Annotated in this window: 22 protein-coding genes; 10 read left to right on the top strand and 12 right to left on the bottom strand. The window is 72.4% G+C overall.

From position 1 onward, the window contains the following. The first annotated feature begins 706 nt into the window (after positions 1–706). Positions 707–1,981 carry a cytochrome P450 gene (locus tag ACZ6W9_RS35225; protein ID WP_389965230.1) on the top strand — a complete coding sequence of 425 codons (1,275 nt, stop codon included), beginning with the start codon at positions 707–709 and terminating at the stop codon, positions 1,979–1,981. A gap of 37 nt (positions 1,982–2,018) precedes the next feature. Here the strand turns inward: ACZ6W9_RS35225 and ACZ6W9_RS35220 are convergent, their stop codons facing one another. After that, positions 2,019–3,827: a chromosomal replication initiator protein DnaA gene (locus ACZ6W9_RS35220; RefSeq protein WP_389965233.1), complete on the bottom strand. Its 1,809-nt coding sequence runs from the start codon at positions 3,825–3,827 to the stop codon at positions 2,019–2,021. Positions 3,828–4,386: 559 nt separating this feature from the next. On the opposite strand from ACZ6W9_RS35220, the gene leuS reads away from it, so the two are divergent. Together leuS and otr(A) are read left to right on the top strand one after the other, a co-directional pair. Then, positions 4,387–6,873 carry a leucine--tRNA ligase gene (leuS, locus tag ACZ6W9_RS35215; protein ID WP_389965236.1) on the top strand — a complete coding sequence of 829 codons (2,487 nt, stop codon included), beginning with the start codon at positions 4,387–4,389 and terminating at the stop codon, positions 6,871–6,873. Between the two features lie 303 nt (positions 6,874–7,176). Then, a complete protein-coding gene (gene otr(A), locus ACZ6W9_RS35210) occupies positions 7,177–9,153 on the top strand; it encodes a tetracycline resistance ribosomal protection protein Otr(A) (protein ID WP_389965239.1) in 1,977 nt (658 codons plus the stop codon). 181 nt (positions 9,154–9,334) lie between these two features. Here otr(A) and lexA read toward each other — a convergent pair whose 3' ends face one another. After that, the gene (gene lexA, locus ACZ6W9_RS35205) at positions 9,335–10,039 is read right to left on the bottom strand and encodes a transcriptional repressor LexA (RefSeq protein WP_362942734.1); all 705 of its coding nucleotides are present in this window, start codon (positions 10,037–10,039) and stop codon (positions 9,335–9,337) included. Positions 10,040–10,378: 339 nt separating this feature from the next. On the opposite strand from lexA, the gene ACZ6W9_RS35200 reads away from it, so the two are divergent. The 3 genes from ACZ6W9_RS35200 to ACZ6W9_RS35190 all read left to right on the top strand — a co-directional run bounded on the left by ACZ6W9_RS35200 (position 10,379) and on the right by ACZ6W9_RS35190 (position 14,412). Next, positions 10,379–10,525: a hypothetical protein gene (locus ACZ6W9_RS35200; protein ID WP_470121639.1), complete on the top strand. Its 147-nt coding sequence runs from the start codon at positions 10,379–10,381 to the stop codon at positions 10,523–10,525. Between the two features lie 454 nt (positions 10,526–10,979). Continuing rightward, on the top strand, positions 10,980–11,447 hold the full coding sequence (gene nrdR / locus ACZ6W9_RS35195; RefSeq protein ID WP_389965246.1) for a transcriptional regulator NrdR: 468 nt from the start codon (positions 10,980–10,982) through the stop codon (positions 11,445–11,447). A gap of 94 nt (positions 11,448–11,541) precedes the next feature. After that, positions 11,542–14,412 (top strand): vitamin B12-dependent ribonucleotide reductase, encoded by a 2,871-nt coding sequence (locus ACZ6W9_RS35190; RefSeq protein ID WP_470121636.1) that lies wholly within the window; start codon positions 11,542–11,544, stop codon positions 14,410–14,412. Positions 14,413–14,588: 176 nt separating this feature from the next. Here the strand turns inward: ACZ6W9_RS35190 and ACZ6W9_RS35185 are convergent, their stop codons facing one another. Further along, entirely contained in the window at positions 14,589–15,089 is a 501-nt protein-coding gene (locus ACZ6W9_RS35185) for a rhodanese-like domain-containing protein (protein WP_470121634.1), read from the bottom strand. Positions 15,090–15,226: 137 nt separating this feature from the next. On the opposite strand from ACZ6W9_RS35185, the gene ACZ6W9_RS35180 reads away from it, so the two are divergent. Then, positions 15,227–16,216 carry a helix-turn-helix domain-containing protein gene (locus ACZ6W9_RS35180; protein WP_389965255.1) on the top strand — a complete coding sequence of 330 codons (990 nt, stop codon included), beginning with the start codon at positions 15,227–15,229 and terminating at the stop codon, positions 16,214–16,216. A gap of 31 nt (positions 16,217–16,247) precedes the next feature. On the opposite strand, the gene pip is transcribed toward ACZ6W9_RS35180, so the two are convergent. From pip to sigJ, 5 genes are all read right to left on the bottom strand, one after another. Then, positions 16,248–17,207, bottom strand: coding sequence for a prolyl aminopeptidase (pip, locus tag ACZ6W9_RS35175; RefSeq protein ID WP_470121632.1), 960 nt, complete (start codon positions 17,205–17,207; stop codon positions 16,248–16,250). A gap of 232 nt (positions 17,208–17,439) precedes the next feature. Further along, the gene (locus ACZ6W9_RS35170) at positions 17,440–18,081 is read right to left on the bottom strand and encodes a TetR/AcrR family transcriptional regulator (protein ID WP_389965261.1); all 642 of its coding nucleotides are present in this window, start codon (positions 18,079–18,081) and stop codon (positions 17,440–17,442) included. Between the two features lie 360 nt (positions 18,082–18,441). After that, a complete protein-coding gene (locus ACZ6W9_RS35165) occupies positions 18,442–18,597 on the bottom strand; it encodes a hypothetical protein (protein ID WP_389965264.1) in 156 nt (51 codons plus the stop codon). A 329-nt stretch (positions 18,598–18,926) separates the two neighbouring features. Beyond that, entirely contained in the window at positions 18,927–19,391 is a 465-nt protein-coding gene (locus ACZ6W9_RS35160) for a carboxymuconolactone decarboxylase family protein (RefSeq protein WP_389965267.1), read from the bottom strand. Beyond that, positions 19,388–20,254, bottom strand: coding sequence for an RNA polymerase sigma factor SigJ (gene sigJ, locus ACZ6W9_RS35155; RefSeq protein WP_362942704.1), 867 nt, complete (start codon positions 20,252–20,254; stop codon positions 19,388–19,390). Before sigJ ends, ACZ6W9_RS35160 begins: the two co-directional genes overlap by 4 nt. A 142-nt stretch (positions 20,255–20,396) precedes the next feature. On the opposite strand from sigJ, the gene ACZ6W9_RS35150 reads away from it, so the two are divergent. Further along, a complete protein-coding gene (locus ACZ6W9_RS35150; protein WP_389965272.1) occupies positions 20,397–20,657 on the top strand; it encodes a hypothetical protein in 261 nt (86 codons plus the stop codon). Positions 20,658–20,761: 104 nt separating this feature from the next. Beyond that, on the top strand, positions 20,762–21,022 hold the full coding sequence (locus tag ACZ6W9_RS35145; protein WP_362942698.1) for a hypothetical protein: 261 nt from the start codon (positions 20,762–20,764) through the stop codon (positions 21,020–21,022). A 98-nt stretch (positions 21,023–21,120) separates the two neighbouring features. On the opposite strand, the gene ACZ6W9_RS35140 is transcribed toward ACZ6W9_RS35145, so the two are convergent. Continuing rightward, positions 21,121–21,792 carry an NADPH-dependent F420 reductase gene (locus ACZ6W9_RS35140; RefSeq protein WP_389965276.1) on the bottom strand — a complete coding sequence of 224 codons (672 nt, stop codon included), beginning with the start codon at positions 21,790–21,792 and terminating at the stop codon, positions 21,121–21,123. A 167-nt stretch (positions 21,793–21,959) separates the two neighbouring features. Between ACZ6W9_RS35140 and ACZ6W9_RS35135 the strand changes: the two genes are divergently transcribed. Further along, positions 21,960–22,358 carry a winged helix-turn-helix transcriptional regulator gene (locus ACZ6W9_RS35135; RefSeq protein ID WP_389965279.1) on the top strand — a complete coding sequence of 133 codons (399 nt, stop codon included), beginning with the start codon at positions 21,960–21,962 and terminating at the stop codon, positions 22,356–22,358. Here the strand turns inward: ACZ6W9_RS35135 and ACZ6W9_RS35130 are convergent. The 3 genes from ACZ6W9_RS35130 to ACZ6W9_RS35120 all read right to left on the bottom strand — a co-directional run bounded on the left by ACZ6W9_RS35130 (position 22,355) and on the right by ACZ6W9_RS35120 (position 25,391). Next, on the bottom strand, positions 22,355–22,777 hold the full coding sequence (locus ACZ6W9_RS35130; RefSeq protein WP_389965282.1) for a RidA family protein: 423 nt from the start codon (positions 22,775–22,777) through the stop codon (positions 22,355–22,357). The genes ACZ6W9_RS35135 and ACZ6W9_RS35130 overlap by 4 nt on opposite strands. Before the next feature lie 72 nt (positions 22,778–22,849). Further along, positions 22,850–23,686: a DoxX family protein gene (locus ACZ6W9_RS35125; RefSeq protein ID WP_470121627.1), complete on the bottom strand. Its 837-nt coding sequence runs from the start codon at positions 23,684–23,686 to the stop codon at positions 22,850–22,852. A gap of 166 nt (positions 23,687–23,852) precedes the next feature. Further along, the gene (locus ACZ6W9_RS35120) at positions 23,853–25,391 is read right to left on the bottom strand and encodes an MFS transporter (RefSeq protein ID WP_389965288.1); all 1,539 of its coding nucleotides are present in this window, start codon (positions 25,389–25,391) and stop codon (positions 23,853–23,855) included. Positions 25,392–25,614: the final 223 nt, after the last annotated feature.

Here is a 25,614-nt window from a genome sequence, read left to right as displayed (position 1 = left end):
CCCGGGACCAGGCCGGAGGCCGGTCGGCACCGGACATCAGCCACAGCGCCGGCCGGAACACCCACCCACCGCAGCGCGAACCACCGACCAGCACGATAACCGCCGGTTCGCCCAAGCCAGAGGAGACGTCCCGGCTCAAAGGGGGTTGGAGCACCGCCTGCCGGTTCGGAAAGAACCGGTCAGCCGGTCAGCCGGTCCACCTGGCCGGGCGAAGGCGGACGTTCGTCGTTGAGGCGTTCGGCGAGTGCGGGAAGCAGCCTGCCGATCGCATTCTTGGTTCGGCTTTAACCGCCCTGTCGCGCGTATGCCTCACCCCGTAGACGGGAGCCGTCGCGAAGGACTTGCGCGGAGTCGTACGGGTTCCGCAGGCAGCCGTCCGTCATGCCGCTGGTTCAGGGTTCGGGCCGTTCCGGTCTGGTCGGCGGGAAGATCGTGTGGCAGGATCGACAAACCGAACTCTGTTCTAGTGGAGGTGGTGTGACGGTTCCGCGGAAGACGTCGATCCATCGGACATCGCCTTCCCGGGACGGCCGGCGCTGACGGACGATCACGTCGCCGCATGCCCGGCCGGGGCCGGTCCGCTTCGCTGGGGCGAAGACCGGTCGCGCCTCCCCGGACCACCTCGCCGAGAGCATCGGACGCTTCACCCGCGACTTTCGACAACCCTCCATTGACCCGATCGAGACCTGCGAAAATGATGGGCACTATGAGCGTGACGCCAGCCGAGCGGAAGCCGATCGTCTCCGCGAGCGACTTCGATCTTTCCGACTACGATTTCTGGGCCAGGCCCATGGCGGAGCGGGAGCATGCCTTCCGGTTGCTGCGCGAGCTTCCCAGTCCGGCGTTCTACCAGGAGCCGGAGGTCTCCTTCGCTCCTCGCGGTCTCGGCTACTACGCGCTGGTCAGGCACGCCGACATCCTGGAGGCCAGCCGTACGCCCGAGGTCTTCCGCTCGGGGGAGGGTGGGGCCACCAACATCCCGGACATGCCGCCGGAGTTCACCGAGTACTTCGGGTCGATGATCAACATGGACGACCCGCGGCACGCCCGGCTCCGCCGGATCGTCTCCCGGGCGTTCACCCCCAAGATGATCAAGCAGTTCGAGGCCGACGTCGACGCGGCCGCCGCACGGATCGTGGACGACCTGCTCGTCACCGGCCCGGGCTGTGACTTCGTCACCGAGGTCGCGGCCAAGCTCCCGCTGAAGATCATCTGTGACATGATGGGCATCCCGGAGGACCGGTACGGCTTCGTCTTCGACCGCTCGAACACGATCCTCGGCGGCTTCGACCCCGAGTACGGCGGCGGCAACACGACCTCGGTCGCCGAGAAGCTGCTCACCGCCGGGATGGAGCTTCAGCAGCTCGTCCAGGACCTCGCCGCCTCGCGGGTCGAAGAGCCCACCGGAGATCTCACCTCGTCGCTGGTCAACGCCAACATCGACGGGGAGAAGCTCACCGCGCAGGAGCTCGGGTCGTTCTTCATCCTGCTGGTCGTGGCCGGCAACGAGACCACCCGCAACGCCATCTCGCACGGCCTGCGCCTGCTCACCCGCAATCCCGACCAGCGCGCACTGCTGCTCGCGGACCTCGACGGCCGCCTTCCCGGCGCGGTGGAGGAGATCGTCCGCCTGGCCTCACCGGTGAACTTCATGCGCCGGAAGGTGATGCGGGACCACGAGATGAACGGCCACCTCTACCGCGAGGGGGAGAAGGTGGTCCTGTACTACTGGGCGGCCAACCGCGACGAGAGCGTCTTCGCCGACCCGCTCCGCTTCGACATCACCCGCAGTCCCAACCCGCACGTGGGCTTCGGCGGTCCCGGTCCGCACTTCTGCCTCGGCGCGCACCTGGCCCGCCGCGAGATCACCGTGATGCTCCGCGAGCTGCTGCGCAGGGTGCCGGACATCGAGGGCGGCGGGCCCGAGCGCCTCCACTCCAGCTTCATCAACGGCATCAAGCACATGACCTGCGAGTTCTGACCCGGAGACCCCGGGATCGCCGGGGTCTCCCCGGATGTCAGGAGGCCGCGGGCTTGATCGACGTGAAGACGGTGTTGATGTCGGGCAGCAGTTCCTTCTTGCCGTCCGGCACCGACATGTAGACGACCGAGGGCAGCTGGGCTCCGGTGTTCACGGCCGCCACCACCATGGTGGTCTTCGTCTCCCCGGCGGTGATCTCGTAGGCGGCGAGCTGCGCCGGGTGCCCGCCGACCTTCAGCGTCTGCTGGGCGATCTTGCGGGCGGTGTTCTCCTGGGGGAAGAACTTGCCGCGGGCGGCCGAGGCCACCGCGTTGATCACCGGAGCGAGCCTGCCGTCGACGTACTTGCTCTTCATCCGGGCCGAGAGCGGACCGGACATCACCTGGGCGAACTGCGGCTTGCCCGCCGTGTCGGAGCCGGCGGGGACGTACTGGCGGGTGTCGAAGCCGTAGGAGGTCTGTACGGCCGGCCGCTGGTCCAGCCGCCAGGGGCCGCCGAGCCTGGGCACGCTGATCGCCGCGGCCTGGTCGGACAGGGTGCCGGAGACCGGGGACGCCTTGCCGGGGAAGCGCGGCAGGCGAGACGTCGACCTGCTCTTGGCGGGGTTCTTCGCGGCGGCCGAGGGCTTGGTCTGCGGGGCGGCGGTCTCGGGGTCGTCCTTGCCGGAGGCGAGCGGTCCGGCCAGGAACGCCCAGAGCACCACACCGACCAGCGCGACCACGGCGGAGCCGGCGAGCGCGTAGATCCAGACCGGCCTGCCCCGGCCTTCGAGGTCGTCCTCGTCGCCCATGGCCTGGTAGTTGTCGCCGAAGACGGTGTCCCACAGCTCCTGCTGGCGCTCCGGGGGCGGGGTCTTCGGGCCGCTGATCTGGCCCGCCGTGACGAACGGCCGGTTGGGGTCGGAGGGGTCGCGGCTGAGGTGGCCGCCCGGCTGGCCCGCGCCCTGCCGGGGGTCCTGCTGCGGACCGCCGTTACCTCCGCCGGGGAAGGGCTGGCCGGCCTGACCGGGCATCCCCTGGCCCGGCATCCCCTGGCCCGGCATGCCCTGCGGGGGCATCCCCTGGCCGGGGCCGTTCCACCCGGGCGCGGGGTGCGCGGGGGCCTCCGGCGGGGCGCCCGCGGCCTGGGCCCAGCCGCCGGGCTGGGGCCCGCTCCCCGTGGGGCCGCCCTCCGGGGAGGGGCGGAAGGGGTCTCGGGAGCCGAACGGGTCGGGGTTGGACAGCGGGTCGCGGTTGAACGGGTCGGGATCGGTGAGGGGATCCCGGCGGCCGAGGGGGCCGGGGTTCGCGCCTGGCGGATTCGTCGGGGAGGGGGAGTAGACGGGCATCGCCGCGGTGGCGCCCGGCTCGGTGTGCCAGCCGGTGCCGGACGCCGGGGACGTCGGGGACGCTGCGTTCCAGCCGTTCTCACCGGAGCCGTCACGGGACGGCGGGCCGTTGCGCCACTGCTCGCCCCCCGGGGGAGAGCCGGGGGCCTGAGGATCGGCCGGGGGCTGCGCGCCGAAGGCCTGCTGCCAGGAGCCGCTGCCGGGCACGCCGGTCCGCCAGGAGTCGCCGCCGGACGGCGAGTCGCCGCCCTGGCCGCCGGACCGCCGCGCGTCCGGGGCCTGCGGGCCGGGTGTTCGCGGGTCGGGCGCCTGCCGCCGGAAGACGTCGTCGCCCTGCGCCATCGCGGCCTGCCAGCCGTTGCCCGGCGAGGTCTGCCCGGCGCCTCCGGCCTGGGAGACGTCCTGCGGACGGGGCAGTCGCGGGCCGGTGCCGAGGGGGTCGTCCGCCCAGCCGGGAGGGTCGGCCGGTTGCGGCCACGCCGGGGGCGGGCTCGACTGGCTGGACTGCTCCGAAGCCATTGCTTCCGTACCTCCTGCGCGGGCGCCCGAATTGTGGGTATTGGGCATGGTCTCATGCGGGGCGGGATGGTTCCCAGGGAAACCAGAGAATCCCCCCCTGAACTGGAGACCGGTGGGATCGGTCGGCGGGTCCTGCAACGGCAGACCGGCCTCGGAGGGGTCCGGGCCCTGCCCCGGCTCGACTGAGTGTGCCACGGTGAGAAGAGTAAACGGGCGAGGCAGGTGAGGCCGTAACGGACGCATCGCCATCGGATCTCGGCCCACCCGTATCCGATGCCCTGGCCCATTCTGCCGGGCCGTGGCCCCGGATGGCCCCGGATTCCAGGGATTCGCCGCGAGCGAAGGCATTCCGGGTCGTGAACGCCATGAACCCGGCTTGCGAACTGCGATAGTCTTGACATATGCGTGCCGCGGCCCTGCTGCTTACCGGGCCGCACCGGCCTTCCCGGGGCTAGACGCCCTGCCGGTGCGGCTGCCCTTCGCGTGAACGCGAAGGGTTTTTCTATTGGGCCGGATGGGTCAGATCACCTACGCATACGTATACCGAGGGAAGATTGACGTGAGCGAGCGAGCCGACATACAGAGCGACGAGCAGCACTACGACCCGCAGGCACTGCAGGCCAAGTGGCAGCGGCGGTGGGAGGAGCTGCAGCCCTTCCGCGCCGACGACGACCCGGCCGACACCCGCGAGCGGTACTACGTGCTCGACATGTTCCCCTATCCCTCGGGCGACCTGCACATGGGCCACGCCGAGGCGTTCGCCATCGGCGACGTGGTGGCGCGCTACCGGCTGCAGCGCGGCGACAACGTGCTGCACCCCATCGGCTGGGACTCCTTCGGCCTGCCCGCCGAGAACGCCGCGATCAAGCGGAACGCCCACCCGGCCGAGTGGACCTACGCCAACATCGACACCCAGGCGAACTCCTTCAAGCGCTACGGGATCTCCTTCGACTGGTCGCGCCGCCTGCACACCAGCGACCCGGAGTACTACCGCTGGACCCAGTGGCTGTTCAACCGCTTCTTCGAGCGCGGCCTGGCCCACCGCAAGGGCGGTCTGGTCAACTGGTGCCCCGCCGACCAGACCGTGCTGGCCAACGAGCAGGTCAAGGACGGCAGGTGCGAGCGGTGCGGCGCCGAGGTCGTCCGCCGCGAGCTGACCCAGTGGTATTTCAAGATCACTGACTACGCCGACCGGCTGCTGGACGACATGGCCCAGTTGGAGGGCCAGTGGCCCGAGCGCGTGCTGACCATGCAGCGCAACTGGATCGGCCGCTCCGAGGGCGCCGACGTCGACTTCGCGGTCGAGGGCCGCGACGAGCCGGTCACCGTCTACACCACCCGCCCCGACACCCTGTACGGCGCGACCTTCTTCGTGGTCGCCCCGGACGCCCCGCTGGCCGAGGAGATCGTCTCCGAGGAGCAGCGGGAGGCGTTCGAGGCGTACCGCGCCGAGGTGGCCAAGCTGTCGGACATCGACCGGCTGTCCACCGAGAAGGAGAAGACCGGCGTCTTCCTGGGCCGCCACGCGATCAACCCGGTCACCGGCGAGCGCATGCCGGTCTGGGCGGCCGACTACGTGCTGTCCGACTACGGCCACGGCGCCATCATGGCCGTCCCCGCGCACGACCAGCGTGACCTGGACTTCGCCCGCGCCTTCGACCTGCCGGTCCGGGTCGTCGTGCACACCGGCCTGGCCGACCCGGGCGAGACCGGCGTCGCCACCGCGGGGGAGGGCACCCTGGTCAACTCCGGCCCGCTGGACGGGCTGAGCAAGGCCGAGGCGATCAGGAAGATCATCGAGGTGCTGGCCGAGCGCGGCACCGGACGGTCCACGGTCAACTTCCGGCTGCGCGACTGGCTGCTGTCCCGCCAGCGCTTCTGGGGCTGCCCGATCCCGATCATCCACTGCCCGGACTGCGGCGAGGTGCCGGTGCCGGACGACCAGCTGCCGGTCACCCTGCCCGACCTGCGCGGCGAGGCCCTGGCGCCCAAGGGCGTCTCCCCGCTGGCCTCGGCCGACGACTGGGTCAAGGTCGCCTGCCCCAAGTGCGGCGGCTCCGCGCGGCGGGACACCGACACGATGGACACCTTCGTCGACTCCTCCTGGTACTTCCTGCGCTACGTGGACCCCTCCTACGAGGAGGGTCCGTTCGACGTGGAGAAGCTGCGCCTGTGGGGGCCGGTCGACCAGTACGTCGGCGGCGTCGAGCACGCGGTGCTGCACCTGCTGTACGCGCGGTTCTTCACCAAGGTCCTGCACGACATGGGCCTGGTCGGCTTCACCGAGCCCTTCCGGCGGCTGCTGAACCAGGGCCAGGTCATCAACCAGGGCAAGGCGATGTCGAAGTCGCTGGGCAACGGCGTGGACCTGGGCGAGCAGATCGACGCCTACGGTGTGGACGCCGTCCGGCTGACCGTGGTGTTCGCCGGCCCGCCGGAGGACGACATCGACTGGGCCGACGTCTCCCCGGCCGCGTCGCAGAAGTTCCTGGCCCGCGCCTTCCGCGTCATGGCCGAGGCCGGCACGGCCTCCGCCCCCGGCGCCGACGTCTCCACCGGTGACCTGGAGCTGCGCCGGTTCACCCACCGGACCGTCGACGAGGTCACCAAGCTGGTCGAGTCCCACCGCTTCAACGTCGCGGTGGCCCGCCTGATGGAGCTGACGAGCGCGGCCCGCAAGGCCATCGACGCCGGTCCCGGCGCCGCCGATCCGGCGGTCCGCGAGGCGGCCGAGGCGCTGGCGGTCATGCTGTCGCTGGTCGCGCCGTACACCGCCGAGGAGGGCTGGGAGCGGCTGGGCCACCCCGCGTCGGTGGCCAGGGCGGGCTGGCCCGCGGTCGACCCGGCCCTGCTGGTCCAGGAGTCGGTCACCTGCGTGGTGCAGGTCGCGGGCAAGGTCCGCGACCGGCTGGAGGTCTCCCCGGAGATCTCCGAAGCCGAGCTGGAGACGCTGGCGCTGGCCTCGGACAAGGTCCGGGCCTTCCTGGACGGTGACCCGCGCAAGGTCATCGTCCGCGCGCCGAAGCTGGTCAACATCGTCCCCTGACACGGCTCGGACCGCCCCCGGAGCGGGCGGTCCGGCACGTGTGCCTCCCGGGTGCCGCCACAGGGCCCGGGAACGGGCCCGTCGTCCTCCCGGACGGCGGGCCCGCTCGCGTTCGGCCCGGGTACCGCGACCCTCCGCCGGAGCCGCGATCCGGCCCGCCCGGATATCGCCTCGAAGATCGGGTGGATCGGTGACAGGATGGCGGCGACAGGACGGACGATCACAGGGAGCACGGCATGCGGCGCGTCTTCGGAATCTCACAGTGCCCTGTAGGACCAGAGCTCCCGAGGACTTCGACCGCCTGTGCCCACCATCAACATCGGTATCCTCGCGCACGTCGACGCGGGTAAGACCAGCCTCACCGAGCGCCTGCTGTTCGACACCGGAGTCATCGACCGTCTCGGCAGCGTCGACGGCGGCAGCACCCAGACCGACACCGGTGACATCGAACGGCAGCGCGGCATCACCATCCGTTCCGGGGTCGCCTCCTTCGGCGTCGGCGACCTGCGGATCAACCTGATCGACACCCCCGGTCACTCCGACTTCATCGCCGAGGTCGAGCGGGCCCTGCGCGTGCTCGACGGCGCGGTCCTCGTCCTGTCCGCCGTGGAGGGCGTGCAGGCACAGACCCGCGTCCTGATGAGGACGCTGCGGGAGATGCGCCTGCCAACCCTGATCTTCGTCAACAAGGTCGACAGATCCGGCGCCCGTCCCGACGGGACGACGGCGGACATCCGGCGAAGACTGGCGCCGCACGTCGTTCCGATGAGCTCCGTCCGGCGGGCGGGAACCCCCGCCGTCCGCGTCACGCCGAACTCCCTGGACGAGCCCGGTTTCCGCGCCCGGGTGGCGGAGGTCCTCGCCGAGAACGACGACGCGCTGCTCGCGGCCCTCGTCGACGGCCCGCCTCCGACGCCCGATGAGCTGGGGGTGAAGATACGCGCCCAGGTCGCCGCAGGCCTGCTCCACCCGGTCTTCTTCGGTTCGGCCCTGGCCGGTCAGGGCGTCGGGACGCTGATCGACGGGATCGCCCGTCTGCTGCCGCCCGGCTGCGACGCCGGAGGGACCGGTGCACGCGGCACCGTCTTCGCCATCGAGCGCGGAGGCGCGGGGGAGAAGATCGCCTACGTGCGGATGCACGCCGGTGAGCTGCGCGCCCGGCAACGCGTCACCCTCCACCGCGGAGAACCGGACGGTGGCGTCAGCGAGCATCCCGGCCAGGTCACCGTCCTGCGCGTCGTCGGTTCCGCGGAGCAGGGACCGCACCGGCTGACGGCGGGGGACATCGCCAAGGTATGGGGACTCTCCGGGGTGCGGGTCGGAGACCAGATCGGTTCCGCGTACGGGCTCGCCCGGCGGCCGCGCTTCGCCCCGCCCGGTCTGGAGACCGTCGTCCGGCCGGCACGGCCCGGTCAGGAGGCGCGGCTGCACGCCGCGCTGCTGAGCCTGGCCCAGCAGGATCCGCTCATCCACACGCACGTCACCCCCGAGGGGGAGACCTCGGTGCTGCTGTACGGGGAGGTCCAGAAGGAGGTGATCGCGGCGATGCTCCTGCGCGACTTCGGGGTCGAGGCCGTCTTCGAGCCGAGCCGTACGGTGTACCTGGAGCGGCCGACGGGGACGGGGGAGGCCGTCGAGGAGATCAGCCGTCACGGGCGCAACGACTTCTACGCGACCGTCGGGCTGCGCGTCGAGCCGGGCGTGACCGGATCGGGGCTCGCCTTCCGGCGGGAGGTGGAGCTCGGATCGCTCCCGCGTCCCTTCCACCGGGCGATCGAGGAGGCCGTCCGCGACACCCTCCGGCAGGGGATGCACGGCTGGGCGGTGATCGACTGCGTCGTCACCCTGACCCGGACGGGCTTCGCGCCTCCGCTCAGCACGGCCGGGGATTTCCGGCACCTCACTCCGCTCGTCCTGATGCGGGCGCTGGCCGCCGCCGGGACCCGCGTCCACGAGCCGTGTCACGCCTTCGAACTGGAGATCCCCGCCGACACGCTGAGCGCGGTCACCGCACTGCTCGCCGAGCACGGGGCGGAGACGGCGGCCTCCGCCGGGGGACCGGAGACGTGGTCGCTGAAGGGGGACATCCCCGCGCGCAGGGTGCGGGAGGTGAAGCGCCGGCTTCCCGGCCTGTCGCGGGGCGAGGGGATCTGGTGGTCGGGGCCGGCCGGTGACCGGCCGGTCACCGGCCCGCCTCCCCACCGCGCGCGGTCGGACGGCAACCCGCTCGATCGCGTGGAGTATCTCCGCCATCTCGCGCAGCGCGGCGGGGTGCGGTGAGGGCGGTGCCGAGGACGGCGGTGCCGAGGACGGCGGTGGCGAGGACGGCGGCGCCCGCCGTTCCGGCATCCGGTGACGGCGCGTGGGGCGGCGGGAGGAAGAACAGGACGCGGAGGCCGATGGGCCCGTGAAAAGGAGCGGGCCCCGGTGGAGACCGGGGCCCGCTCCTCCAGGGAAGGGTCTAAAGCTTGCGCAGCACCGCGACGACCTTGCCCAGGACGGTCGCCTCGTCGCCGGGGATCGGGTCGTAGTTCGGGTTGTGCGGGACCAGCCAGACATGGCCGCCCTTGCGCTTGAAGGTCTTCACCGTGGCCTCGCCGTCGATCATCGCGGCGACCACGTCGCCGTTGTCGGCCACGGGCTGCTGGCGGACGACGACCCAGTCGCCGTCGGCGATGGCGGCCTCGATCATCGAGTCGCCGGCCACCTGGAGCAGGAAGAGCGTGCCCTCTCCGACGAGCTGCTTGGGCAGCGCGAAGACGTCCTCGACGCTCTCCTCGGCGAGGATCGGGCCGCCCGCGGCGATCCGGCCGACGAGCGGGACATAGGCCGCGGTGGGGCGGCTGACGCCCTCCTGGGCGGCGTCCGGGTCCACCCACAGCACCGGCTCGCCGGGGAGGCGTACCTCGAGCGCGCGGGGACGGTGCGGGTCGCGGCGCAGATAGCCCTTGCGCTGCAACGCCGTCAGCTGGTGCGACACGCTGGAGGTGCTGGTGAGCTGCACCGCCTCGCCGATCTCCCGCATGGACGGCGGGTAGCCGCGCTGCTGCACCGAGTCGCGGATCACCTCAAGGATCTTCCGCTGCCTGGGGGTGAGGCCGAGGGAGTCACGTCTGCGCACCGCCAGGTCGTTGACGGCCGAACCGTTCTCGTCGTGCTCGCTCATGCGATCTCCTTGCCTCCCGGTCTGCATTGCCCGTGTCGCCCACAGCGACCGTACCGCCGTCGAAGATCATGTTCAAACAACTGTTCGAGTCTTCCTCGAAATGACCGACGGCGTGGTGTACAACATCGTACGGGAGTTCGATCGACATCGTGTTCGATTCGCCGATCTTTCCTCGACGTGTGTTCGACCAGGTCGGAGGGGGTGGTCAATATGAAGGCGACCGCGGCGGAGATGGCGGCGCCACGATCCCGGCGGCGGCCCGGCCGTAGGCCCGGGCCGCCGGGGAACGTCCGATACCCTGGTGCGCCGGTCCGGCTCACCAGGCGGGGCAGGGCCGTCGTGCTGGCGGTCCTCACGCTCGTCACCCTGGGGGCGCTGTGGCTCGGTCCCCGCATCGACGCGACCCTCGGGGTCGGCTATCCGGGGTGCGCCGACTCCTCGTCGGTCCCGGCCCGCGACGCCGGGCCCCGGCAGGCGGCGCCGTGATCATCGTGACGGCGCGTCCCGGAGGGTGACCGCGCGTCCCGGCGGCCGGCGTCCCGGCCGCCGGGACGCGGCGGCCTCAGGGTGCGGCCTCAGGGTGCGGCCTCAGGGTGCGGCCTCAGGGTGCGGTGGCTTCGTGGGGCGTGGGGGCGAAAGGGGCATAGGGGGTGTTACCGCCGTGACTGCCGGGGCAGGAGGGGGCGACACGCCGGGTCGGCGCGCTGATCAGCGACTTCGGCGCGCGGGGCCCGGCTGACTTGCGTTCATGGTCGGACCCTCCTACCGTTGGACCACAACATCTAGTGGCTCCACCGGTGAACTTCACCATAGATTGTGTTTTCGTTACCGCATTTCGACCCCTGGAAGACGTGCGCGCGCGCCCCTGCCATGGGGTTTGCGGGAAACACGAGGCGAAACACAGGGCGCGGGCCACCTGCAGGCCAAGGAGGCGACCCGCGTGCACTGTCCGTTCTGTCGTCACCCGGACACGCGGGTCATCGACAGCCGGTCCACCGACGACGGCGGCGCCATCCGCCGCAGGCGCACGTGCCCCGAATGCGGCCGCAGGTTCACCACGCAGGAGACCGTCCTGCTCATGGTCAGCAAGCGCAGCGGGGTCACCGAGCCGTTCTTCCGGGACAAGGTGATCGCCGGGGTGCGGCGGGCGTGCCAGGGGCGTCCGGTGAGCGAGGACTCCCTCGCCCAGCTGGGCCAGCGGGTGGAGGAGAGCATCCGCGCGACGGGAGCGGCCGAGATCGCCGCCCCCGAGGTGGGGCTGGCGATCCTGGGCCCGCTGCGCGAGCTGGACGAGGTGGCGTACCTCCGGTTCGCCTCCGTCTACCGCGGCTTCGAGACCCTGGCCGACTTCGAGGCCGAGATCGAGCAGTTGCGCGCGGAACGCTCCGCCAAGCAGGACCGAAACTGAATCCGAACCCCGGGCGCCGGGGGCCAGAGCGGCGCGTTGATGTGGTCCGACTCGTGGGTTCCGCGAAAAGGCGGGGCCCCGGAAGGGGGAAGTCATGACGGAGACGGTCAGCGGTACGGCCGCGGGCGGGGGCAGGCGGCTGCGCAAGGGGCTGAAGATGAAGCGCATCTTCACCACCCCCGGAGTGCATCCCTACGACGAGGTGTCCTGGGAACGCCGTGACGTCGTCATGACCAACTGGCGGGACGGCTCGATCAACTTCGAGCAGCGGGGCGTGGAGTTCCCCGAGTCCTGGTCGGTCAACGCCGCCAACATCGTGACCACCAAGTACTTCCGTGGCGCGGTCGGCACCCCGCAGCGCGAGTGGAGCCTCAAGCAGCTGATCGACCGCGTGGTGGGCGTCTACACCAGGACCGCGGTGGAGAACGGCTACTTCGCCACCGACGAGGACGCCGAGATCTTCGACCACGAGCTCAAGCACGCCCTGGTCAACCAGGTGTTCAGCTTCAACTCGCCGGTGTGGTTCAACGTGGGCACCGCCTCGCCGCAGCAGGTGAGCGCCTGCTTCATCCTCGCCGTCGACGACACCATGGAGTCGATCCTCGACTGGTACAAGGAAGAGGGCGTGATCTTCAAGGGCGGTTCGGGCTCCGGCGTGAACCTCTCGCGGATCCGCTCCTCCAAGGAACTGCTCTCCAGCGGTGGTACGGCCAGCGGCCCGGTCTCCTTCATGCGCGGTGCGGACGCCTCCGCGGGCACCATCAAGTCCGGCGGCGCGACCCGCCGCGCGGCCAAGATGGTCGTCCTGGACGTCGACCACCCCGACGTCGAGGAGTTCATCGAGACCAAGGCGCGCGAGGAGGACAAGGTCCGCGCGCTGCGCGACGCCGGGTTCGACATGGACCTGGGCGGCAAGGACATCGTCTCCGTCCAGTACCAGAACGCCAACAACTCCGTGCGCGTCTCCGACGAGTTCATGCGCGCGGTGGAGGACGGCGACCGGTTCGGCCTGCGCGCCCGTCTCACCGGCGAGGTCATCGAGACGATCGACGCCCGCGACCTGTTCCGCAAGATGGCCAAGGCCGCCTGGGAGTGCGCCGACCCGGGCGTCCAGTACGACGACACGATCAACGACTGGCACACCAGCCCCGAGACGGGCCGCATCACCGCCAGCAACCCGTGCTCGGAGTACCTCCACCTGGACAACTCCTCCTGCAACCTCGCCAGCATCAACCTGCTGAAGTTCCTCAAGGACGACGAGACCTTCGACGTCGCGAGCTTCGTGAAGGTGACCGAGCTGGTCATCACCGCGATGGACGTCTCCATCACGTTCGCCGACTTCCCGACCGAGAAGATCGCCGAGACCACCCGCGCCTACCGTCAGCTCGGCATCGGCTACGCCAACCTCGGCGCGCTGCTCATGGCCACCGGCCACGCCTACGACTCCGACGGCGGCCGGGCCATCGCCGGCGCCATCACCTCGCTGATGACCGGCGTCTCCTACCGCCGCAGCGCCGAGCTGGCCGGGGTCGTGGGACCGTACGACGGCTACGCCCGCAACACCGAGGCCCACAAGCGCGTCATGCGCAAGCACGCCGCGGCCAACGACGACCTGCGCACGCTGGACGCCATGGACAAGGCCCTCCACGCCGAGGCGACCCGTCAGTGGGCCGACTGCCTGAAGCTGGGGGAGAAGAACGGCTACCGCAACGCCCAGGCGTCGCTGCTGGCGCCCACCGGCACCATCGGCCTGATGATGGACTGCGACACCACCGGCATCGAGCCCGACCTCGCCCTGGTGAAGTTCAAGAAGCTCGTCGGCGGCGGCTCCATGCAGATCGTCAACCAGACGATCCCGCGGGCCCTGCGCCGTCTGGGTTACCAGGAGGAGCAGGTCGAGGCGATCGTCGAGTACATCGCCGCCAACGGCCACGTCGTGGACGCCCCCGGCCTGCGGCTCGAACACTACGAGGTGTTCGACTGCGCCATGGGCGAGCGGGCGATCGCCCCCATGGGCCACGTGCGCATGATGGCCGCCGTCCAGCCGTTCCTGTCCGGCGCCATCTCCAAGACGGTCAACCTGCCCGAGTCGGCCACGATCGAGGACATCGAGCAGGTCTACATGGCCGGCTGGAAGCTCGGCCTCAAGGCCCTGGCGGTCTACCGCGACAACTGCAAGGTCGGCCAGCCGCTGTCGGCCGGGGGGAAGAAGGCCGAGGACAAGACGGCCGGGCAGGCCGCCGAGCCGACCGCGCAGCCGCAGGTCCAGATCGTGGAGGTGGGCCGTCCGACCCGCCGCCGGATGCCGAACCAGCGCCCCAGCACCACCACCCGCTTCACCGTGGGCGGAGCCAAGGGCTACATGACCGCCTCGTCCTACCCCGACGACGGTCTCGGCGAGGTCTTCCTGAAGATGTCCAAGCAGGGCTCGACCCTCGCCGGCGTCATGGACGCCTTCTCGGTCGCCATCTCCATCGGCCTGCAGTACGGCGTGCCGCTGGAGACCTACGTCAGCAAGTTCGTCAACATGCGGTTCGACCCGGCGGGCATGACCGACGACCCGGACATCCGCATGGCCGCCTCGGTGATGGACTACATCTTCCGCCGCCTGGCGCTGGACCACCTGCCCTATGACGAGCGGGCGGCCCTGGGCATCTTCTCCGCCTCCGAGCGGGCCGCCCAGCAGCGCGGCGAGGACCCGGCCGCGCTGCACACCGCCGAGGTCATCGCCGAGCTGGCCACCTCGGCGCCGATCGAGCAGGCCAGGCCCGGGGAGGGCACCGGCGCCGCCGACGCCGCGGACGTCCCCGCGGCCGAGGCCCGGCCGGAGCGCGGCGGTTCCCTGGAGTCCCACCAGGGCCGCACCGCCGACGCGCCGCTCTGCATGACCTGCGGCACCAAGATGCGCCCGGCCGGCAGCTGCTACGTCTGCGAGGGCTGCGGCTCCACCAGCGGCTGCAGCTGATCGCGGCACCTCCTCGCGGAGTCAGGGGGGCGGGGGGGGCCGGGGGCGGGCCGGGGGCCCCCCCCCCCCCGGGGGGGGGGGGGGGGTGGGGGGGGGGGGGGGGGGGGGGGGGGGGGGCCGCCCCCCCCCCCCCCCCCCCCCCCCCGCCCCCCTCGTGCGGGTGAGCGGTGTACGGATCAGCAGGCGCAGGCGGCGCCGGAGACGGGAGCGGTCAGCGGGTCGGGCCGGCGGCGGGAGACGCCGGCCGCCGTCGCCACGGCGCACCCCTCCCGCACCCAGTACTCGAATCCGCCGATCATCTCCTTGACGGGGTGGCCCAGCCTGGCGAACTCCAGGGCGGCGCGGGTGGCGCCGTTGCAGCCCGGCCCCCAGCAGTAGGTCACCACGGTCGCGCCCGCCGGCACCACCTCGGCGGCCCGGCGGGCGATCTCGGCGGTCGGCAGGTGGACCGCGCCGTCCACGTGTCCCTGCGCCCAGCTCTCCGCGCTGCGCGAGTCCACCACGACGATGCCCGGGACTCCGGAGGCCAGGTCCGCGGCGACGTCGGACACGTCGGTCTCGAACGCCAGCCGGTTCGCGAAGTGGGCCGATGCGGCGGCCCGGCCGGCGGCGGGGACCGCGGTGACGGCGGAGGTGACGGGGGAGGCGGCTGTGGCGGCGGAGGGGGAGACGGACATTCGGCATCCTTTCTGTGGACGTCGGTACCCGCCCGGCGAGGGGCGCGACCGGACGAGAAGGGGACGGGCACGATGATGGCGTCCGCGGCTCGGGGTCCGACAGTGGCACGAATGCCGTTCCCCGCTAAGATCCCGCCATGCCGTTCCCGATTCCGATGGAGCGCCGGGGTGCCCGCCGTACCGTCTCGGTGCTCGCCTTCGACGGCATGGCTCCCTTCGAGCTGGGCTGCGTCGTGGAGATCTTCGGCCTTCCACGGCCCGAGCTGGCGGTCCCCTGGTACGAGCTGACGGTGTGCGCCGAAAGCGGTGCGGACCTGCGCATCGCCGGCGGGTTCACCATGCGGGCGGCACACGGCCTCGACGTCGCGGCCGACGCGGGCACGGTGGTCGTCCCGGCCGTGCCGGACGTTTCCGGCTCGGTGTCGCCGGAGGTGGTCGCGGCGCTGCGGACGGCGCACGCCCGGGGCGCCCGGATCGTGTCGATCTGTTCGGGGGCGTTCGCGCTCGCCCAGGCGGGACTGCTGGACGAGCGGGAGGCCACCACCCACTGGAGGTACGCCGGGCTGCTGCAGCGGCGGTTCCCCCGGGTGCGGGTCGATCCCGGCGTGCTCTACGTGGACGGCGGCGACGTGCTGACCAGCGCGGGCAGCGCGGCCGGGCTGGACCTGCTGCTGCACCTGGTCCGCAGGGACCACGGGCCGGGCGTGGCCAACGCGGTCGCGCGCAGGCTGGTCGTCTCACCTCACCGGGAGGGCGGGCAGGCGCAGTTCATCGAGGCCGCGGTGGTCCCGGCGGAGGAGGACGACGGGGTGGCCGCCGCGATGGGCTGGGCGCTGGACCACCTGACCGGGCCGATCACCGTCGGCGCCCTGGCCCGGGCCGCCCGCATGTCGCAGCGCACCTTCGTCCGGCACTTCGGCCGCCGCACCGGCACCAGCCCGCTGCGCTGGGTGACGTCCCAGCGGATCGCGGCCAGCCTCCCGCTGCTGGAGTCCACGGCCGTGCCGGTCGAGGAGGTCGGGGCCGCGGTCGGGTTCGACAGCCCGGCGACCTTCCGCCATCACTTCACCCGGGCGATGCGGACCTCCCCGTCGGCCTACCGCAGGGCCTTCCGCGCCACCCCGTGAGCGGGAACGGTCGCCGGGGGTCACCCGGGGCTCACCGCGTGGCGAAGCGGTCGAGCGCGGCGCGGATCTCGTCGCGCATGGTGTCGCTGCCGGTGTGGCCGGAGTCCTCGATGACGATCAGCTTCGCGTCCGGCCATGCCTGGGCGAGCTCCCAGGCGGTGCCGACCGGGCTGCCGAGGTCGTGGCGGCCGTGGATCAGCACGCCGGGTATCCCGGCCAGGCGGTGCGCCTCGCGCAGCAGCACACCCTCCTCCAGCCAGGCGCCGTGGGCGAAGTACTGGGAGCAGATCCGGACGAACGCCAGCATCGCGTCGGACGGCCGGTCGCTGTAGGCGCCCCGCCTGCCGTTCGGCTCCGTGGAGATCACCGCGTCCTCCCAGGCCAGCCAGTCGGCCGCCGCTTTGGCCCGCACCTCGGCGTCGGGGTGCTCCATGAGCCGGGCGTAGGCCGCGACCAGGTCGCCGTCGCGGTCGGCCTCGGGGAGGGCGGTGCGGAACCGGTCCCACGCCTCGGGGAAGAACCGGCCGACGCCCCGGTACAGCCAGTCGGTCTCCGAGCGCCGGGTCATGGTGACGGCGGGGATGACGATCTCCGACACCCGTTCGGGGTGGCGCTCGGCGTAGGCGAGGATGAGCGTGGACGCCCAGGAGCCGCCGAACAGCAGCCAGCGGTCGACGCCCAGGTGCTCGCGCAGCCGTTCCATGTCGGCCAGCAGGTGCTCGGTGGTGTTGACGCTCATGTCGGCGGCGGGGTCGCTCGCGTGCGGGGTGCTGCGCCCGCAGCCGCGCTGGTCGAACAGGATGACCCGGTAGCGCTCCAGGTCGAAGGAGCGGGCGTGGCGGGGTGCGGACTCCGCCCCCGGGCCGCCGTGCACGACGAGGGCGGGCTTGCCCCCGGGGTTGCCGTACACCTCCCAGTGGACGAGGTTGCCGTCGCCGACGTCGAGCATGCCGTGGTCATGGGGTTCGATCGGGGCGGGGGGCTGCGTCATGTCGGGTTCCCTTCGACGGTGCGCCGTACGGTGTGACGGCACGGCCGGGCAAGGCTCCCGAAAATACAACAGCGCTGTTACATAAGCGAATCGATTTACCCGCCACCGGGCCGGAACCGCTCGGCGGCCGCCCGCGTCACCTGATCGACCTCATGGACACCGCGGCCGCCGTCCGGCCCGGCGGGACCTGGCCGCGCTCGCCCCCGGCGAGAGCGGACCGGCGCCGCCCGGGTCAGCCGGTCGTCCAGCGGCGGGTGACCTCCTCGGCGGTCGGCGGCGGGCCGGGCGGGGGAGGGGCGGAGGTCAGGCGCAGAGCGTCCAGCATCAGGGTGAGATGGCGGCGCCGTATCTGCGCGGTCCGCTCCTCGTCGCCGAGGTGGAGGGCGGCGAGCTGGTCGAAGATCAGTGACATGTCGGCGGTGTTCAGACCGGGCCGCAGGACGCCCGCCCGGGCGGCGCGGTCGAATACCTGCTCGGCGAGCCCGCCGGCGCGGGCTGCCTCGCGCCCTAGCTCCTCGGTGGGGGTGAAGGTGCCGGCGAGGTTGATCGTCAGGGAGTGGACGTCGGCGTCCACGATGCGCCGCATGAAACCGGCGAGCGCCTCCCACGGGTCGTCCCGGTTCGACAGGGCGGTCTCGGCCTCCGCGATGTAGGTCCGCAGCCCGTCGGAGCAGAGTTTGCGCAGGAGGTCCTCCTTGCCGGCGTAGCGGCGGTAGAGCGCGCTGATGCCCACCCCTGCCCGCTCGGCCACCGCCGAGATCGGGGCGCCGGGGTCGGCGACGAACACCGCCCGCGCCGCTTCGAGGATCACCTGGTCGTTCCGGGCGGCCTGGGCCTTGCGGCCGCTCATGGGGGCCGGGGTCGTCGTCTCCACCCTTCCACTATAGTCACGGAACATAATCTTCCGTTCTATTACTGGTGGCGTGGCCTCGGATGCCGGGGTGATCCGTGGTGATCCGTGGCGGTCCGTGGCGGTCCTGGAAGGACGGCCTCGGAAGGACGCCCCGGTGAGGGCGGCTTGAGGGAACGCTCCGGCGAGGAAGGCGTGAGGAGGGCGCCTCGGCAAGGAAGGTCCGGAAGGGGCGGCCTGAGAGGGACGCCTTCGTGAGGAATGCCCGAGAGGGACGGCTCGGGAAGGACGGTCCAGGGGAAACGGCTCCGGAAAGCCGGAAGACCCGCCCCGGGCGGGTCTTCCGCTGCGTCTCGGCGGGAACCCCGCCACCCCTCGGACGGATCAGGCCGCCGGTGTGGGGCCGCTCGTCCGCGGGAAGAGCACGACGTTGCGTCCGGCGTAGGCGCGGAGGTCGACGACCTTGGCGTCCCTGGAGGGCCCGCGGTCCTTCGCGGAACGGATATCCCTGATCTTGAGCCGTGCGACCTGAGGCGGCACGACCGCAAGTCTCCTCATTGAACAGCCCCCCGGCGTGATGATTCCGTTACGCGAGTTGTTTACAGAGAACCGCGTAAAACCACTGTAAAGGGACGTTCAATAAGGAAGCATGCGGCCCGACGGGGTCCGCAGGTCCGGCTCGGTGCCGACGGTGCGGCGGCGCCGGTCACGCGGCCTGATGGTCTTGCTGCGTCGCATGGTCCGCCCCCCTTTTCTTTACGCCTGGTGTGTCCGATATCACCCGGCATTCCCCGCCGCGAGCCGGTGTAAAAGGCCGGCTCGCACGGAAAGCCCGTGCGAGCCAACCTAGCCCCGGGAGACCCTCCGCATCAACCGCTTTGGTTGCGAAGAGAACCCGCGACCTTACGCGTGGTGACGCAGATCCGGTTCCAGGCGTTGATCGTCGAGATCGCCATCACGAGCGCGGCCAGGAGCGGCGGCTCGAAGTGCCGGGCGGCCTCCTCCCACACGTGGTCCGGCACCGCCTCCGCCCGGTCGCTGAGCCGGGTGGCCTCCTCGGCCAGGGCCAGGGCCGCCCGTTCGGCGTCGGTGTAGTACGGCGTCTCCCGCCAGGCGGCCACCGAGAACAACCGCTCGTCGCTCTCGCCGGCCCGCTTCGCCTCGTGGCTGTGCATGTCCACGCAGAAGCCGCAGCCGTTGATCTGGCTGGCCCGCACCTTCACCAACTCCAGCGTGGGTCTCGGCAGGCCGCTGCCGTTGAGGTACTTCTCCAGGCCCCGCATGGCCTGGTAGCCCTCGGGGGCGACTTCGGCGATGTCCATCCGTTCCTTCATGGAATGCTCCTCAGCTTCTCCGGGTTCATCACGATGTAGATCTCGGTGATCCGGCCACCGGCCGTGTTCAGCGTGTAGACGCCGTGCGGCGCGCCCCGCCGGAACCGCAGCAGCCCCGGCCAGCCGTTGACCGCGACCGGAGCGAACCCGCGGGAGGGGCCGTACCGCCTGGTGATCCCGATCAGGAAGCGGGCCACCCGGTCGGCGCCGCGGACGGGCCGCCTGGCGGCGGTGACCAGGCCGCCCCCGTCGCTGCGCAGCACCACGCCGGGGTCGAGCAGCTCCATCAGCGCGCCGATGTCGTCCCCGGAACCGGCCCGTGCGAACGCCTCGACCACCCTGCGGTGCTCGGCGGCGTCCACCTCGAACCGGGGCGCCCGCGCCGCGACGTGCCGGCGCGCCCGGGCGGCGAGCTGGCGGCAGGCGGCCGGTGAGCGCCCCACGGTCCGGCCCACCTCGTCGAACGGCATCCCGAACACGTCGTGCAGCACGAACGCGGTGCGCTCGGCCGGGCTGAGCGACTCCAGCACGACGAGCATCGCCATGCTCATCGACTCGTCCAGCGTCACCCGGTCGGCCGGGTCGCCCCCGCCCACCACCGGCTCGGGCAGCCACGGTCCGACGTACTCCTCCCGGCGCGCCCGCGCCGAGCGCAGCACGTCCAGCGCGAGCCGGGAGACCGTGACCACCAGCCAGCCCGTGACGTCCCGGATCTCCTCGCGGCCGGCGCGGCCCAACCGGAACCACGCCTCCTGGACCACGTCCTCGGCCTCGTCGAGGCTGCCGAGCAGGCCGTAGGCCACGCCCACCAGGCGGGGCCGGATCGCGGCGAACTCGGCGGCGAGATCTTCATCGGTCTTCACACATGGAGGACGGGACACCCTTCGAGTGTGTGACATCCGCCGGTCGGAGCCGCCGCCGGAGCACCCGGAAAGGCACGGAAACCCGGAGGGGGCCGGGGAAGGTGATGATTGCGCCCCCTCGCGCGGCGCGTGTTGACTTACCATGACGGAGACGCGAAAGGGCGGGGGTGAAGTGAACGTCATCGAGCCCACCCCCGTCCACGCCGCGGCCTGCGAGACCGCCTCCGAGCACTGGTGCGGGCGCGGTGCGTGCCCCGTGGCCTGTAGCGACCCGGGCTGCCCCGTCTGCCATCCCGAGCCTCCCGACTCGGTCGTCGTCTTCCGCACCCGGCCCGCGGCCACCCCCGGGACGCAGGGCGATTTCGGGATGCGGGTCGCCTCCGGGATGCATGCCCCCGCCTGACTCCGGTCCCGCGATGACGGGTCAACGTTCGACCGGCTTCGTCTGAGGCCGTCCCCGGCCGGGTAGACCCATGGCGAGGACGCCGCCGGTTTTCGGGGGGAGACATGGCTCGGTGTGAGGTCTGCGGCAACGACTACGACATGTGCTTCGAGGTGCACGCCCAGGGGGCCGTGCACGTCTTCGACAGCTTCGAGTGCGCGATCAGCGGCATGGCGCCGGTCTGCGAGCACTGCGGTGTGCGGATCGTCGGGCACGGGGTGGAGGCCGACGGGCGCTGGTACTGCTGCGCGAACTGCGCCCGGCAGGAGGGAGCCGAGGCGATCGTGGACCGGGTCGGGGTCCCGGCCCAGCAGCGCGGCCTGTAGACCGCCGTCCGGATCGGCGCGACGGGACCACAGCCGGAGCCGGTCGCGGCGGGATCTCCGTCCGGATCGGCGTGGCCGCTGCGGGGTCCGCGCCCGGGTCAGCGCGTGGCCGCGGCGGGATCGCCGAACGCGTACCGCGCGGGCGGCAGCACCGCCCGGGCGTCCGCGCCGCGGAACCACAGGCCGACCATGAACGCCATCGTCGCCTCCAGCAGCCCGGCGCGGTCCAGGCCGCCGGCCTCGACGGCCTCGCAGCCCAGGTCCTCGGCCAGGGACCGTACCGTCGCGAGCGCGCCGGGGTCGTCCCCGCACAGCGGGACGGCCAGCCGTTCGCCGTCGAAGACGGGCGGCGTCATCCGCCAGACGTCCTCGTGGCAGAGGTTGAACGCCTTGACGACGCGGGCGCCGACCGCGATCTCCGCGACGCGCCGGGCCATCGAGGGGCCGCCCTCGGCGGCGAGGACGAACTTCCCGGGGACCACGGAGTTGGTGCAGTCGATCAGCACGCGCCCGCGCAACGCCCCGTCCGCCGCGCCGGCCGCCGCCAGGACGTCGGGCACCGCCTCCGCGTGTACGGCCAGCAGCACCGCCTCCCCGAACCCGGCCGCCTCGGCCCAGGCGCCCGCTCGGGCCGCCGGTCCCAGACGCTCCGCCAGGGCCGCGGCCTTCGCCGCGTCCCGGCCGCTCACCATGAGCTCGTGGCCCGCGCGGGCCCACTGCGTGCCGAGGGCGTCGGCCATGTTGCCCGCCCCGAGGATGCCGATGCGCATCCGTCCTCCCCATGTCGTCATGCCGTCGTGGCCGGCGCCCGTGGACCAGGTGACGACCCGGCCCGCGCGCCGTCCGGCCCGGCTCCGCGCCGCGGGCCGGTGGGAACGACCATAGGCAAGCCGTAAGGCACCGTTCGGTGCGCGACGGCGGCGGCATAATCGGTGACGTGGACGTGCTCCTCGCCGACTGCCGTGCCCGGCTCGCCTTCGACCTGATCGGCAACACCTGGAACGCCGTCGTGCTGTGGGCGCTGCGCTCCGGCCCGCGCAGGCCGGGGGAACTGCGAGGGGGGATCGGCGGGATCAGCCAGAAGGTGCTCACCGAGACGCTCCGCAGGCTGGAGTACAACGGCCTCGTCGGACGGCGGGCCTACCCGGAGGCGCCCCCGCGGGTCGAGTACGGCCTGACCGACCTGGGCCGCAGCCTGGTGCCGCTGATCGGGGCGTTCGGGGAGTGGGCGTTCGAGCACGGCGACGACGTCCTCGCCGCCCAGGACCGGGCCGAGGCTCTCATCCCGGGGTGTCCCCGCGACCCGCGTCCCCGGCCCGGCGAGGACCTCCGCTAGCCGCGTCCGGCGGCGCGCGGGACGGCGGCCACGGCCTCCACCTCGACGGCGAACTCGGGGGCGGCCAGGGCCGCGACCACCGCCAGCGACTGGGCGGGCCAGTCGCCGTCCGGGAACCACCTGCCGAACGCCTCTCCCATCGCCGCGCGGCAGCCCGGCAGGTGCTCGGTCCCCGCGACCATCGTGAACACCTTCACCAGGTGCGCCGGCGTCGCGCCGATCGATTCGAGCAGCAGCTCGATGTTGACGTAGACCTGCCGCGCCTGTGACTCCGCGTCCGGGCCCGCGAGGGCGCCGTCCGGCAGCACGCCGAGCTGCCCGGAGATCATCACCAGCTCGTGGCCCTCGGGCACCGCCGCGAGGTGGCTGTAGCGGCCGGCCGGGGCGGCCACGACGTCGGGATTCCAGCGGCGGATCATCGAAACTCCTTGTATCCGGACACGACGGACTGTCCGCCGCATCCTTCCACAGAGCACATCGGACGGGGCCGCTCAGTTTCCCCGGGGCTCGTCCCGCCGGGCCACCAGGACGTCGTGACTTCCGGAGGGGCCGCCGGCACCTCCGCCCGGGACGTCACGCGGATCCGCGGCGCCTCCCGGTCCGGGGGTCTTCTCCCGGGTGCCGGGCGGGTCCCCGCCGACGGTGGTCCCTCCCGTCTCTCCGGCGTTCCCGCCGTCCCGGGTGTCCCCGGTGTCCCCGTACGGGTGCGCCCGCTGCCGGGCGGGGAACTCCGCGGTGTCCCCGCCGGGCGCCGGCCCGCGCCCCGTCCCCGCCGGCCCGGCGTCTCCCGCGTCCGCGGAACCCGCGGCTCCGGCGGTGGTTCCGGCGGTCCCGGCGCCCCGGGCGGACTCCGGCTCGCGCAGCGCCGCGATCACGTCGTCGGCCTCGGTCTCGGCGGCGAAGTCCTGGGCGGCCTCGGCCTCCCGCCGCCTCATCACCAGCAGGTGGTCGACCGACAGGCGGCCCGCGCCGACGACCGCGAGGAGGACGGAGGCGGCGCCGAGCGCGATCACCAGGCTGACGTCCCCGCCGGTCAGTGGCAGGCCGTGCTCGCCGGTGGTCACGACGAACACCGCGACGGCCTCGGCGAACAGCACCAGACCGCAGGCGGGAACCGCCAGCCCGGCCACCAGGAGCACCCCGCCGACGAGCTCGATCAGCATCGTCGCGGCGGCCCAGGCTCCGGGCGCGGGCGCCCCGAGGGACGTGAACTGGTCGTTGGTGGCGGTCAGGCCCGCCTCCAGCTTGTGCCAGCCGTTCGCGAAGAAGATCCCGCCCACTCCCAGCCGGGCGGCCAGAGCGGCGAGATCGCGGAGGGTTTGTCGCACGGTTCCTCATTCTGGGGAGATTCCGCGTTCATGCCCATAGCTGACCGCGAACGGGTTTCTCAAACGCCCGGCGTGCCGCCGGAAAAAACGCCTCTCCGGCCCGGTCCGTCCTCCTTGACCGGTCCGGCCGGCTCTCCCCGACCGGCCTCGCGGCCCCGGGGCCGGCTCAGCCGGAGTCGTCCCGCCGGTCGCGCGGCACCAGCAGCGCCACGGCGGCGGCGGTGCCGGCCAGCAGGAGCAGGCTCACCAGGACCGTGGTGTGCAGGCCGGAGACGAAGGCGGCGCGGGCGGCGTTCAGCAGCGCCGTGCCGGTGCCGCCGCCGACCTCCCGCGCCACGTGCGCGGCGGCGGCGAGCGACTGGCGGGCCTGGTCCATCAGCGCGGGCGGGACGCCCGGGACCCGGGCCAGCGAAGGCGCGTAGACGAGGGTGGTGACCGTGCCGAGGATCGCCACGCCCAGGCCGGCGCCCAGCTCGTAGGCCGTCTCCTCGATCGCCGCGGCGCCGCCGGCGCGATCCTCGGGGGCGGACGACATGATCGTGTCGGAGGCGGCGAGCAGGGTGACCTGGATACCGAAGCCGATCCCGACGAAGCAGAGCGCGAGGACCAGGGGATGGGCCTCCGTACCCCAGGTGAGCGGGGGCGTCAGCGACAGGGCGGTCAGCGCGAGCCCGCCGCTCATCGTGGCGCGCAGCCCGAACCAGCGCAGCAGCCGAGCGCCGGCCAGCCCGCCGCAGACGGCGGCGACCATGAGCGGCAGCATGCGGATCGCCGCTCCGAGCGGGCTGTCGCCGAGCACGAGCTGGAGGTACTGGGCGAGCATCAGCTCCAGGCCCACCAGGGCGAAGACGGCCAGCAGCACCGCCGCCACGCCGACGGAGAAGGCCCGCCGCCGGAACAGATCGAGGTCGAGAAGGGGGAACGCCAGCCTTCGCTGCCGTCGCACGAACCAGACCAGCAGCCCGGCCCCGCAGACGAACGCCGCGATCCCGGCCGGATGGCCCGAGCCCGCCTCCTTCAGCCCGAAGGCCAGCGCGAGGATGCCCAGCACCGACAGCAGCGCGCTGGGCGCGTCCCACGGCTTCGGGTCACGCGGACGGCACTCGGGCAGCAGCCTGGCGGCGGTGGGCAGCAGCACCAGCAGGATCGGCACGTTGATCAGGAAGACGGCGCCCCACCAGAAGTGCTCGACGAGCAGACCGCCGATGACCGGCCCCACCGCGGCCCCGGCCGCCGCGACCGCGCTCCACACGCCCAGTGCGAGCGCGCGCTCCCGGCGGTCGGTGAAGACCTGCCGGATGATGGACAGCGTGGCCGGCATGATCATGGCTCCGCCGACGCCCAGGAGCACCCGCGCGGAGATGAGGGTGAGCGGGGTCGGCGCGAAGGCCGCCGCGGCCGAGGCGACGCCGAAGACGAGGTAACCGGCGAGCACCAGGCGCTTGCGTCCGTGGCGGTCGCCGAGCGTGCCGAAGGTCAGCAGCAGCGGCGCGACCACCAGCGAGTAGGCGTCGATGATCCACAGCAGTTCCACCGAGCTCGGCTCCAGCGCGGCGGTCAGCGCCGGGACCGCGATGTGCAGGACGGTGGCGTCCACCGCGATGAGCAGCAGACTGAAACAGAGGAGGGCGAGGACCGACCAGCGGTTCGGCTCGCCCGTCCGCCGACCCCCCTCGCGCCGCGAGGGCGCCACCGCGACCCTCATGGCGCTCATCGGCGGCGGGGGGTCTTGCCGGCCTGGACGAACATGCGACGCAGCTTAGGCGAAGTCGGGCACTGATTGAGTCGGCATCGAGGTTATCGGTTCACGGCGGTACGCCCGCGGCGGCCGCGCGCACCGGCGTGGGGCGGACCGGCGCGCGCCACCTCTCTAGAGAGATACAGGCATGTGGCCGCCGTCTAGGCAAACGCCGCCTCCGCACAGATCA

The sequence above is a fragment of the Streptosporangium sp. NPDC053982 genome, assembly GCF_055585205.1.
This window is presented reverse-complemented; position numbering and strand designations above follow the sequence as displayed.

Excerpts from the sequence above, each read along its gene's own strand:
- ACZ6W9_RS35180 (WP_389965255.1), top strand. The coding sequence starts at position 15,227 with ATGCCGTTCCCGATTCCGATGGAGCGCCGGGGTGCCCGCCGTACCGTC.
- ACZ6W9_RS35150 (WP_389965272.1), top strand. The coding sequence starts at position 20,397 with ATGACGGAGACGCGAAAGGGCGGGGGTGAAGTGAACGTCATCGAGCCC.
- ACZ6W9_RS35130 (WP_389965282.1), bottom strand. The coding sequence starts at position 22,777 with ATGATCCGCCGCTGGAATCCCGACGTCGTGGCCGCCCCGGCCGGCCGC.
- ACZ6W9_RS35190 (WP_470121636.1), top strand. The coding sequence starts at position 11,542 with ATGACGGAGACGGTCAGCGGTACGGCCGCGGGCGGGGGCAGGCGGCTG.
- ACZ6W9_RS35220 (WP_389965233.1), bottom strand. The coding sequence starts at position 3,827 with ATGGCTTCGGAGCAGTCCAGCCAGTCGAGCCCGCCCCCGGCGTGGCCG.
- ACZ6W9_RS35160 (WP_389965267.1), bottom strand. The coding sequence starts at position 19,391 with ATGAAGGAACGGATGGACATCGCCGAAGTCGCCCCCGAGGGCTACCAG.
- ACZ6W9_RS35120 (WP_389965288.1), bottom strand. The coding sequence starts at position 25,391 with ATGAGGGTCGCGGTGGCGCCCTCGCGGCGCGAGGGGGGTCGGCGGACG.
- ACZ6W9_RS35225 (WP_389965230.1), top strand. The coding sequence starts at position 707 with ATGAGCGTGACGCCAGCCGAGCGGAAGCCGATCGTCTCCGCGAGCGAC.
- ACZ6W9_RS35185 (WP_470121634.1), bottom strand. The coding sequence starts at position 15,089 with ATGTCCGTCTCCCCCTCCGCCGCCACAGCCGCCTCCCCCGTCACCTCC.
- ACZ6W9_RS35140 (WP_389965276.1), bottom strand. The coding sequence starts at position 21,792 with ATGCGCATCGGCATCCTCGGGGCGGGCAACATGGCCGACGCCCTCGGC.
- ACZ6W9_RS35145 (WP_362942698.1), top strand. The coding sequence starts at position 20,762 with ATGGCTCGGTGTGAGGTCTGCGGCAACGACTACGACATGTGCTTCGAG.
- pip (WP_470121632.1), bottom strand. The coding sequence starts at position 17,207 with ATGACGCAGCCCCCCGCCCCGATCGAACCCCATGACCACGGCATGCTC.
- lexA (WP_362942734.1), bottom strand. The coding sequence starts at position 10,039 with ATGAGCGAGCACGACGAGAACGGTTCGGCCGTCAACGACCTGGCGGTG.